8 protein-coding genes and 1 tRNA gene are annotated in these 9,682 nt (G+C 65.6%); 3 read left to right on the top strand and 6 right to left on the bottom strand.

Going from position 1 to position 9,682, the window contains the following annotated elements; translation table 11 throughout:
* Positions 1 to 65 precede the first annotated feature (65 nt).
* Together VGQ44_21005 and secD are read left to right on the top strand one after the other, a co-directional pair.
* Positions 66 to 139 (top strand) — tRNA-Pro (locus VGQ44_21005).
* 832 nt (positions 140 to 971) lie between these two features.
* Positions 972 to 3,683: a protein translocase subunit SecD gene (gene secD / locus VGQ44_21000; GenBank protein HEV8449316.1), complete on the top strand. Its 2,712-nt coding sequence runs from the start codon at positions 972 to 974 to the stop codon at positions 3,681 to 3,683.
* Here the strand turns inward: secD and VGQ44_20995 are convergent.
* Together VGQ44_20995 and VGQ44_20990 are read right to left on the bottom strand one after the other, a co-directional pair.
* Positions 3,623 to 4,111 (bottom strand): hypothetical protein, encoded by a 489-nt coding sequence (locus VGQ44_20995; protein HEV8449315.1) that lies wholly within the window; start codon positions 4,109 to 4,111, stop codon positions 3,623 to 3,625. The genes secD and VGQ44_20995 overlap by 61 nt on opposite strands.
* A gap of 252 nt (positions 4,112 to 4,363) precedes the next feature.
* The gene (locus tag VGQ44_20990) at positions 4,364 to 4,633 is read right to left on the bottom strand and encodes a hypothetical protein (protein HEV8449314.1); all 270 of its coding nucleotides are present in this window, start codon (positions 4,631 to 4,633) and stop codon (positions 4,364 to 4,366) included.
* A 172-nt stretch (positions 4,634 to 4,805) separates the two neighbouring features.
* Here VGQ44_20990 and VGQ44_20985 point away from each other — a divergent pair, with 172 nt between their 5' ends.
* Positions 4,806 to 5,417 carry a sigma-70 family RNA polymerase sigma factor gene (locus VGQ44_20985; protein ID HEV8449313.1) on the top strand — a complete coding sequence of 204 codons (612 nt, stop codon included), beginning with the start codon at positions 4,806 to 4,808 and terminating at the stop codon, positions 5,415 to 5,417.
* A gap of 5 nt (positions 5,418 to 5,422) precedes the next feature.
* Here the strand turns inward: VGQ44_20985 and VGQ44_20980 are convergent, their stop codons facing one another.
* From VGQ44_20980 to VGQ44_20965, 4 genes are all read right to left on the bottom strand, one after another.
* The gene (locus tag VGQ44_20980; protein ID HEV8449312.1) at positions 5,423 to 5,659 is read right to left on the bottom strand and encodes a hypothetical protein; all 237 of its coding nucleotides are present in this window, start codon (positions 5,657 to 5,659) and stop codon (positions 5,423 to 5,425) included.
* 196 nt (positions 5,660 to 5,855) lie between these two features.
* Positions 5,856 to 6,485, bottom strand: a complete 630-nt coding sequence (locus tag VGQ44_20975) for a sulfur transferase domain-containing protein (protein ID HEV8449311.1) — start codon at positions 6,483 to 6,485, stop codon at positions 5,856 to 5,858.
* Positions 6,486 to 6,517: 32 nt separating this feature from the next.
* On the bottom strand, positions 6,518 to 9,235 hold the full coding sequence (locus tag VGQ44_20970) for an ABC transporter permease (GenBank protein ID HEV8449310.1): 2,718 nt from the start codon (positions 9,233 to 9,235) through the stop codon (positions 6,518 to 6,520).
* A gap of 11 nt (positions 9,236 to 9,246) precedes the next feature.
* Positions 9,247 to 9,573 (bottom strand): helix-turn-helix transcriptional regulator, encoded by a 327-nt coding sequence (locus VGQ44_20965; protein HEV8449309.1) that lies wholly within the window; start codon positions 9,571 to 9,573, stop codon positions 9,247 to 9,249.
* Between the last annotated feature and the right edge of the window lie 109 nt (positions 9,574 to 9,682).

The raw sequence follows: 9,682 nt of genomic DNA, 5'->3' as shown, positions 1-9,682 counted from the left end.
AGAGTGGCTGACTGCGAAGGTGACAAGGCGGGGACGGGCGGCTATACTTTTCGGACTGATTTCGACGGGACGTAGCGCAGTCCGGTAGCGCACCTGAATGGGGTTCAGGGGGTCGCGGGTTCAAATCCCGCCGTCCCGATTTTCCAACGATCGATGTAGTAAGGTCGACTTCGACTGACACGACGACGCTAGTGCAGTCGCAAGACGAGATCTCCGTGCGCGCGTTCGTCGCCGGAGCACAGGCGAGTATCGCCGACTTCGATAGCGGGCGACGGCTGCTCGCCCAGGCGCTCATGACGATCGACGAGTATCGAGCTGGGAGGACGATCGCGTCCGACATCCTCGCGGCGCGCTACGGAAGTCTCGCTTCGCTGGCCTCTTGCGTGATCTGCCCACACGCTAGGCTGCGCCGCCATTTGAGCTGTTGCTTGAGCGGTGCAGTCGACCCAGGTACCTTCCAACGCGCGGTCAACACGCAACCTGCGGATATGTCGACGGCCTTTTCTCGCGTCCTGATACGCCTCCTTACGGTGGCGTTCCTGCTGCTCCTTGGGAGCGGCAAGGATGGGCGCGCGCGCATCCCGCAGCACAGGGATGGCCACACCACCCGAGGTATCGCGACTGCGAGCCTCAGCGTTGCGCCGGCGACCACGCGTGGAAAGGCCGGCGTCGATTCTGCCCCGCCGCAGCTGGTGGCATCCGAAGCGAATCTGCGCAACGGCCCAGCTCAATCGGCGCCTGCGCCAACTCGCATTCACTCGTGGTCGTGCTCGTGCGAGCGCACGAGCGCCCGGTCCGCCCGGCCACCTCCGTTCCAAGCCTGAAGACCGACTGAACGATCGCGGGCCGCGCGCTGCGTGCCCTGCGCGATCGCGCTGTCCGCGAACCCGTCGCGGCAGTGGATTCTTTCACGTCCGATCTTTCAGACTGGAGCAGCCCGCATGCCCCCGAGGTACCGTGTTCTCACAATCGTGGCGCTCTGCCTAGCGTCTATTTGGGCACTCTTTCCCCGCAACGAGACCATCCGATATCGTGGCGCCGACGGCCTCCTCCACGCGGACACGTCGCGAAGGATCCCGCTCCGCAAGGGTCTCGATCTGCACGGAGGCATCTATCTCGCGCTCGAGATCAACGACTCGAAACACGCAATTCCCGCGTCGCAGCGCGGTGAACTGATCGACCGGGCCCTCCGGAGTGTGCGCAATCGCATCGACGCATTTGGCGTCTCCGAGCCGGTCGTGCAGAAGGAGGGCGATCGCATCGTCGTCGAGATCCCGGGGATCCAGAACCCGGAGCGCGCGCAGCGACTCGTCGAGCAGCAGGCGTTCCTGCAGTTCCAGACCACGGACAAGACGCACGCATTGGAACGCGCTCTGCCCCGGTTGGACCAGATCGTGAAACAGCGGGGTCTCGCTACATCGACGGACACGTCGGCCAACGGCCAGACTCCTGCGGCGGCCAAAGGACTTCAGGGCCTTCTGACAAGCGACACGTCCGAGAAGGCGGGCGCCTCTGCGGCGAACAAGGACTCGGTAGCGAAAGACTCGCTCAAACTGCCGACCGGCGGCGCGTTTTCTGGCCTGCTCCAGCAGGGTGGCATTCCGGGGCAGTTCTACATCCAAGCGGACAAGATCCCGACGCTCGAGAAGTTCCTCGCTGACTCGACAATCAACGCAGCGCTGCCGCCGGGGAAGGTGTTCAGGCCAGGCGTGGATTCCGTGTCGCTGCAAGGCACGTGGTACAAATCGTGGTATGTGCTCGACGCCAAGCCGATCATCACCGGCGAGTCGCTCAAGGACGCACGTCCGCGCCAGGATCCGACCGAGGGCACGACCGTCCAGTTCGAGTTGGACCCGGGAGGGGGACGCCAGTTCCTGACGCAGACGGGTAAGCACCTCGGTGAGTACATGGCCATCGTGCTCGACGACCGCGTCATGAGCGTGGCCGCCATCCAGGGTGTGATCGAAACGCACGGGCAGATCACGATGGGCGGCCAGTCGCTGGCCGCCGCGCAGGACCTGGCGCTCGTCCTCCGTGCCGGCGCGCTCCCGGTGCCGCTCCGCGTGGCCGAGGTGCACAGCATCGGTCCGAGCCTCGGTCAGGATTCGATCAACCAGGGCATTCGGGCGATGGTGATCGCTGTGGCGTTCGTCGTCATCATCATGATCGTGTACTATGGCTTCTCGGGCATGCTCGCCGTCGGCGGTCTCGCGCTCTACGTGCTCTACACGCTCGCGGTGCTTGCCGGCTTCGATGCGGTGTTGACGCTGCCCGGAATCGCCGGCTTCGTGCTGTCGATTGGTATGGCCGTCGACGCCAACGTGCTGATTTTCGAGCGCATTCGCGAAGAGTTGAATCGCGGCAAGACGGTGCGCACGGCCATCGACGAAGGCTTCCGTCACGCAATGCCGGCCATCGTCGACTCGAACGTGTCGACGATCCTCACCGCTGCGGTCCTGTACCAGTACGGCACTGGCCCGGTGAAGGGCTTCGCCGTCACGCTGATCGCCGGGATTGCCGCCTCGCTCGTCACCTCGATCTTCGTGGTGCGGACCTTCTACATCCTGTGGCTCAACCGCTCGCGCGGCGCCCAGACGCTGAGGCATCTGAGAGTTCCCACGCTGCGCATTCTCCACGCCACTAAGTACGACTTCATCAAGCACTGGAAGACGGCGGCGATCGGCACGATCGCGTTCATCCTGCTCGGCTTCGGGCTGCTCGGCGTCCACGCGGCCCGGCACAATGGGCGGGCGCTGAACGAGAGCATCGAGTTCACGGGCGGCACGGTGGTCCAGCTGCGTTTCGCGCAGCCGCCCAACGCCGACGCGGTTCGCGCCGCCGTCGACCAAGCGGGCTTCCCGGGAGCCGAGGTGATCACCTTCGGCGCCGCGAACGACTACCAGATCAAGGTGCAGCAAAAGGCCGGAGTGGCTGCGGCGGCGAACGCCGACAGCGTGGCGGCGCAGATCATCTCGGTATTCCAGAAGCGCGCGCCAGGCAACTCCGTGCAAAAGCAGCGCGCCGAGGCGGTCGGCTCCAGCGTCGGCTCCGAACTGACGACGAAGGCGATCACCGCGATCATCATCTCGTTCATCGTGACGCTGATCTATTTGGCGTTCCGGTTCGAGTGGCGGTTCGGCGTCGCAGCAACGCTCGCGACGATGCACGACATCTTCACGACGATGGCCTTCCTGGCCATGATGCGCCTCGAGATCTCGCTGACCGTGGTGGCCGCGATCCTCACGGTGATCGGTTACTCGTTGAACGACACGATCATCATCTTCGATCGCGTGCGTGAGAACCGGAAGACGCAGCGCAAGGAATCGCTGCGCGACGTGCTGAATCGCTCGATCAACGAGACGCTGCCGCGCTCCGTGCTGACGCATATGACGGTGCTCGCTGCCACCCTCGCCCTGCTGATCTTCGCCGGCGAGGTGATCCGGCCGTTCTCGTGGATCATGGCGTTCGGCGTGTTCACCGGTACGTTCAGCTCGGTCTACGTGGCGGGCGCGATCCTGCTCTGGATCGAGCACAAGTGGCCGCGCGCGACGGCCGCCGAGAGTACGGGGGCCGGCGAACCGCGAACGGCGCTCGGATCACCTCATCGGTCTGAGCGCGTACCTCACTCCCTGACTGCGTCGCCGGCAATACGATCGATTCCCGGCCACGAGGCGGCATTGTAGCGCGCCAACGTCCGGAGGTATCGCTCGCCGTCGTCGCCATGTTTTTCCCGGACAGCCGCCGCCGCACGCACGACTGCGGACTCGTCGGCATACGGGATCGCGAGGTCGTCTCGCAATTCCCCGTTCTCGTGTGGGACGCCCGACGCGTCGAGAAAGGTGATCTGAATGGACGGCTCGAGCTCGACATATAAGAGGTGAAGAAGGTCGAGCTCGTCCGTTGCACTCTGCGCGTTGAGGCGGACGACCTCCGCCGCCAACCGATCGGGGGACCATGATCGGAGCGTCACGACGCGAAATCCACCGGGGCGAGACGCCATACGCTGGACATACAACTCACGAGCCTGGGGACTCGACTTGATGAAGTGCGTCATCAAGGCGAGCCGACGCGCGGGTGCCAGCGAGCGATAGGGAGAGACGGGTTTGGCCATCGCGAACACTAGCGGATCTGACCCATAAACCCGAAACCGGCGCATCTTCTGAGGAGAGACGAAAACAAATTCACGCCCTCTCACGCCTCCTTGTGCGTGGTCTTGATCAAGAGCTGGAGCTTCGCGCGACGCGGCAGAGAGCTCCGCACCGGTCTCTCCCCAAACCCTCGCCGCCCGCCCGAGCTCGACCACCGCGAGGACTCGCGTGGTGCCGGGCGATAGGCCCGTCACCACGCTCTCATCGGCAATGAGCTAGCCTCTCTTACCACGGAGCCGGCTGGTCGCCTCCGAAAGAGCAGGCGCTGCGCTGACCGGCTGCGCCGCTGCCGGCTGAACCGGTGACGGCACAACGTCGGCGAGCGTCGCGACGACGGATGTCGCCGGACCCCTCGCCGCCGCGTCGATCGACGTGCTCGTCGGCGCGCTCGCCTTGCCGCCGAACCGCTTGGCCGCCGTCCACTGGCCAAGCAACGCGAGGTTGCCCTTGATGAGCGGCTCGACGAGGGAGTCGAGCACTTTCACCGCTTGGCGACCGCGTCGCCTCGGCGTCGAGGCCGATCGTCGCGCCGCGCCGAGCGGCGCCGTTCAACGTTCGGCTCGTCAGCGAGTTGCTCAGCGCGTCCGACGCCGGCTGCGGCTGCTCGACGAAGTCGGGCGGAAGACCCCGGATGAAGACAAGGATGCACAGCTCGCGGTGCGCGTGCACGCGAGCGCGCGTGCGTTGGCAAAGCGTCTCGTCAAAGGCAGGCAGCGGGCGGACGACATCGCGCAGGACATGGCGCTGGACTTCTTGAGGCGGATCCGCGCGGGTGCCGCGATTCGGCCGGAACGTGTCGACGCGTACGTCGCGACCATCGTCATGCGCCGACGGAGCGACATGCGGCTGCGGCGCCGGCGCGCGGGTGCACGGGATTGGACATTCCTGGGCGAGATCTCAGCAGGCCGGCGCGCTTGGATGAATCCGGAGGTCCAGTGGGAGGCGCGAGAGTTGGAAGCGCTGTACCGCCGAACGCTTGATTCTCTGCCGCCGCGCTGCCGCCAAGCCTTCGTCGCGGTGAGGGAGGACAGCCAAACGTACGCCGAGGCCGCCCGAACGCTCGGCTGCTCGGTGAAGATGATCGCCAAGCATGTGACGCGAGCGCAGCGGGTGTTCCGCGCCGTATTGCGCGAGCGGGGCATTGCCGTGCCGCGCGAGAAGAGGAGAACCGGGTCTTGCGTCGCCCTTTCCAAGCCCCTGGCTTACTCGGAGCGCAATGCCGCGAGTGAATCTGCTCATGTCAATCGCCGTGCGATGATTTTGGTGTAGCGCGACTAAAACCGGTGCGTCTTTTTGCGCCCCACCGGTGCGTTCAGGTTCAGATTTTGGACGGCAGCGTCCGACAGGCCTCGGCTGGCGAGCGCCTCGGTCGTCCACTGGAAGTCTTCGGGAAGCCGCACCTCGTACGCGAGTGATGCGCGCGCGACACGCGTGAGCCGCACATTGCGGTCGAGAAAATTGACGTTGCTCTGCAGGTTTGGCGCCGCGCTTGTAGGGGAGGCCGCCGCCACCGCCGAGACGTTGAGCGATGACGAGCTATGTCACCTAGTCCGGGCAATTCTCGATCTGTACGTGAAAGCCGCCGTATGCCAATGACGGATTAGCCGCTGATGACGGCCCATTGGCCCGACTGACAAAGACACTTAGACAATTAAACGCGCCGGACTTACGTCCCAAGTTGGCGAGTGACGGCGGATATTAGACCCGCTATGGGGCCGCGGTCCTCCGCCCAGCGGAAGGAACGCGAAGTTCAGGAAGTTCGCGCCCAAGGTACTGTTCCACCGGCGCCGGTTTGTTCGTGTCCCGAGTCATCGGTCCAAGTGCTCGCGCGTTCGCGAGAGCGCTGTCGACGGATGTTCCACGCTCCTTGATGAGGTAGGCGGCCCACAGGTGCCGCGCGCGCCAGCCCACCGCGCAGTGCAGCAGCACCTTCCCCTTGGTGCGGCCGAGCGCGTCGCTGAACTGGGTCACCGTCCCCGGATCAAAGGGATGGTCCGTGTCCCCGCTCGGAAGAAAGACGTACGTCATCCCGAGTCGAGCGGCGAGGGCCGGTTCGTCGAACGGTACGGTTCGCATCTCCTCCGGCGTTCGAAGATTGACGATTGTCGTCACTCCGAGATCGTGCATTCGGCGGAGTCCCGCTTCGTCAGGCTGCCCGCTGATGAAGAGATCGTCGCCGATCCCAGCCAGACTATGCGAGAACTCATCTGCGTTGAAGAGCATCACGGGGGTGGGGAGTCCCCGAGCGGGACTCTTCCCGGTGAAACGCTGCGATACCGCAGTCGACGGTGCCGAGATCACGCCCGTGGCCAACAAGAGCAAAAGGACGGCGCGCATAAACAGAGCTCCGAGATATGAGTGGCGCGGCATCATTCGGATCGCAGGGCAACGACGGGATCGACACGCGATGCCCGCCTTGCTGGAATCCATGCCGCCGCGAGGCCCGCCCCGCATAGCACGACGGTGATCGCCACAAACGTGACCGGATCGCCGGGCGACAGCTCGAACAAGAACGTTCGCAATAGGCGCGTCGCCGCCAGCGCGCCCGCCAGCCCGATGACCGCTCCCGTGGCGAGTAGCCTCATTCCTTCCCCAATGATGAGCCCCTGTACTCGCCACCGCTCCGCGCCGAGCGCGATTCGGACGCCGATCTCGCGCGTCCGCGCCGTAACGGCGAACGACACGACGCCGTAGATACCGATCGCCGCCAGCGAAAGCGCTACGATCGCGAACGCCGCCAGCAGCACCGCGCGGAACCGCGCCTCCGCCGTCGCGCTCGCCGTGCGCTGCGTCATCGTCAACATGTCGTAGACCGGCACCTGCGGCGCCACATCGTGCACGGCGTGCCGGACCTCGTTGCCGATCGACGCGGGATCTCGCGACGATCGAATGAAAAAGAAGACACCCGGCGTTGGCGTTTGGGCGAGGGGGAGATAGGCGGTCGGTCCGGGCGCCGAGTCCGGGCGCTGACGCACGCCGCCGACGATGCCGATCACCTCGTTCTCGATGTTGCTTCCGATGAACACGCGCTTGCCGATCGGGTCGTCGCTTCCAAAAAACTTCTTGGCCGCCGCCTCATTCAGCAGCACCACCGCCGGCGCTCCCGCACGGTCGTCCGCAGTGAAGAGACGGCCTCGCTTGAGTGGTACGTGCATCGCCGAGAACCAGTTCGGCGTGACCGGGTTCATGCCGATCAGCAGATTCATGTCGATCTGGCTGCCGGTTTGCGCGGCGTCTGCACGCCTGAAGACCCATTGGCCGCACGGCGCGCCGCTCAGCGGCACGCAACCACCGAGCGTTGCGTCCTGGACTCCGGGAACCGCGCGAACCCGGCCGAGGATCTCGTCGTAAAATCCCGGAATCGAGTCGCGCGCGATCAGGCCAGGCGGCGGTGTGGCGCGAAACGTCAACATCTTGCCGGCGTCGAACCCCACGTCCGTCGACAGGAGTTTCGCCAGGCTACGCACCATGAGACCCGACCCGCCGAGCAGCACCAGCGCGAACGCCACTTCCGCCACCACCAGCGCTCGCCGCCCAACGCCGCGAGTGACCGAGCGGCGGTCATCTTTGAGAATGGCGCCCAGTGATTCGCCCGACGCCCCAAGCGCCGGTGCGAGCCCGAACGCCACGCCGACGAGCACCGACACGACGAACGTGAACGCCAGCGCGCGCTGATCCAGCACGATAGACGAGAACGACACGGCCCCAAATGCACCCGCGCTCAGGTTCGTCGCTCGTCCAACGGCGGCTGGATCGATCGAGCCAAGCGCGCGTGCACCGGCCCAGGCCACGGCAATGCTCGCCGCGCCGCCCAAGAGCGCGAGCAAGAAACTCTCCGTCAAAAGAAGCCGAACCAGCCGGGAACGGCCTGCACCGATCGCCACGCGGATCGCGATTTCCCCACGCCTGGAGCTCGCGCGTCCCAGCAGCAGACTGGCCACGTTGACGCACGCGATGAGCAGGACCAGCCCGACCGCGCCAAACAGCACGAACAGCGACCGCTTGATCGCCGGATCGAGACGCACATCGTCCAGCGGCGAAGCCGTCATCTGCCAATTCAGGCGGCCCATCGGATTCGGATACGCAGCCGCCACGCGAGCGCCAAGCGCTGATGTCGCCGCAGCTGCTTGTGATGCGGTGACATTCCGCAGGCGCCGGGCGATGATGACGAAATTGAAGAAGTTCACTCCCAGCTGCGCGTCAGGCAGCGTCGTCGCCGGCAGAAACACGTCTGCCTGCCCGGTCAGCCCGCGAAAGTCTTTCGGGCCGACGCCGATGACCGTCCACGGCTGGCGATCGATGTCGATGGTGCGACCGACGATCGACGGATCGCCGTTGAAGCGCCGTAGCCAGAGTGCGTATGAGATGATTGCTTCGCGCGGCGCGCCGGCGTGCGCGTCGAGCGCGACGTCGAAGTCCCGGCCGCGCGACGGCGACAGGCCTAGCACGCGCAGGTATTTCGCCCCGACATGTTCGCCGGCCACCCGCTCGACGTCGCCGCTCGTCAGGCTGAACTGCCCGAAGTTGTAGGCTGCCAGGTCTGCGAAGCTCCGCTGCCCGTCGCGAAACATCGTGAACATCGGGTAGGACCAGCCCATCTCGCTCTGCGACATCGCGCCGTCGGCGGGAATGAACAACGGAACCCGCATCAACTCCGTCGGCCGCGCGTACGGGAGCGGGCGAAGCAAGAGGACGTTGATGGCGCTGAAGATGGCGGTCGTCGCTCCGACGCCGATAGCCATCGTGAGCACGGCCACCGCCGTGAACCCCGGCCGCCGGGCAAGGCCCAGCGCGGCGTATCTCACGTCTTGCACCACGCTGTCGATCCATTCACCCAATCGCATGCGACGCTCCCGTTGCTGGGCGGACTCGTGCAGCCGGCGGCGCACGTCGTCGAGCGATGCGCCGAGACGCCTCACCGCTTCCGCGTGTGCCTCATCCGGCGACATGCCGCGCTCGATGAGATGCTCGACCCGATTCGCTAAGAGTGCCGCCAACTCGTCGTCGAGCTCGCGGGTCGCGGCTTGACCCGTCGCGGGTGGCACTCTGAACAGCCGGCGCACGCCCGGCCGAACATGGAAGCGCATGGCGCTGGACTCTACTTCGCCGTCTTCGCGCTGAGGATGGCGACGACCGCGTCGAGGTGATCGACGAGGCGGCTCGACTCCGCCTTGAGATGCTCCCGCCCGGCGGGCGTGATTCTATAGTACCTTGCCCGCCGCCCGTTCTTCGTCACCCCCCACTCGGCGGCAATAAGCCGGCGGTCCTCGAGCCGGTGGAGCGCCTGCAGCAGCGCCGCGTCCTCGACCTCGACGCGGCCGTCCGATCGCTGTTCGATCCAGGCCGTGATTTCGAAGGCGTGCATCGGCGACCACGACACGGTCTTGAGCACGATCGGATCCAGGGTTCCCCGAAGTAGCGCCATTGTCTCCTCTCCTCCTCGTATCTAAGGGTAGTACCTAGGGGGAGAGGCACGCAAGCGCCACATTTGTTCGGAGCGTGTCAAGTTCGTCGTCAGTGGCCGAGATGAGCGC

It is taken from the genome of Gemmatimonadaceae bacterium, assembly GCA_036003045.1.
In the GTDB taxonomy this organism is placed as follows: domain Bacteria; phylum Gemmatimonadota; class Gemmatimonadetes; order Gemmatimonadales; family Gemmatimonadaceae; genus JAQBQB01.
The sequence above is the reverse complement of the archived record's forward strand: the minus strand, read 5'-3'. Positions and strand labels throughout refer to the sequence as shown.

Coding starts and splice junctions, on each gene's coding strand:
- VGQ44_20995 (HEV8449315.1), bottom strand. CDS start 4,111: ATGGCCAAACCCGTCTCTCCCTATCGCTCGCTGGCACCCGCGCGTCGG.
- VGQ44_20975 (HEV8449311.1), bottom strand. CDS start 6,485: ATGCGCGCCGTCCTTTTGCTCTTGTTGGCCACGGGCGTGATCTCGGCA.
- VGQ44_20970 (HEV8449310.1), bottom strand. CDS start 9,235: ATGCGCTTCCATGTTCGGCCGGGCGTGCGCCGGCTGTTCAGAGTGCCA.
- VGQ44_20965 (HEV8449309.1), bottom strand. CDS start 9,573: ATGGCGCTACTTCGGGGAACCCTGGATCCGATCGTGCTCAAGACCGTG.